The sequence below is a fragment of the Vibrio sp. 10N.222.51.C5 genome, assembly GCF_041474575.1.
GTDB lineage: Bacteria > Pseudomonadota > Gammaproteobacteria > Enterobacterales > Vibrionaceae > Vibrio > Vibrio crassostreae_C.
The window spans coordinates 1-497 of record NZ_JBFRUJ010000123.1; the positions used below are offsets into that span (position 1 = coordinate 1).

Here is a 497-nt window from a genome sequence, read left to right on the forward strand (position 1 = left end):
AATTTTCCGGATTGGTATCAGGTGACGACACTCATTCGTCGGAGACCAAATTATCGATAGCCAGAAACGACGAAAGCCTAGTCATAAGACTAGGCTTTCTAATAAGTGGCGGAGTGGACGGGACTCGAACCCGCGACCCCCGGCGTGACAGGCCGGTATTCTAACCAACTGAACTACCACTCCGCAGTGTCTATTCAGCATAAAGCAATTTGAGCCTGACGATGTCCTACTCTCACATGGGGAAGCCCCACACTACCATCGGCGCTATTGTGTTTCACTTCTGAGTTCGGCATGGAATCAGGTGGGTCCACAATGCTATGGTCGTCAAACAAATTCTGTTGTTAACTTGAATAATCAAATCAACTAAATATGGTGCTGATACCCAGACTCGAACTGGGGACCTCACCCTTACCAAGGGTGCGCTCTACCGGGCTGAGCTATATCAGCAATTCAAGAACCGTTTAAAAACGACTCTAAAAATTTAAAGCCTGGCGATG

The 497-nt window shown here is 47.7% G+C and carries 2 tRNA genes and 1 rRNA gene; all 3 read right to left on the bottom strand.

The features are described 5' to 3' along the window. Positions 1 to 106: 106 nt before the first annotated feature. A tRNA-Asp gene (locus AB4558_RS21880) sits at positions 107 to 183 on the bottom strand. A 30-nt stretch (positions 184 to 213) separates the two neighbouring features. Continuing rightward, positions 214 to 329, bottom strand: a 5S ribosomal RNA gene (rrf, locus tag AB4558_RS21885). A 41-nt stretch (positions 330 to 370) separates the two neighbouring features. Beyond that, positions 371 to 447, bottom strand: a tRNA-Thr gene (locus tag AB4558_RS21890). Positions 448 to 497 lie beyond the last annotated feature (50 nt).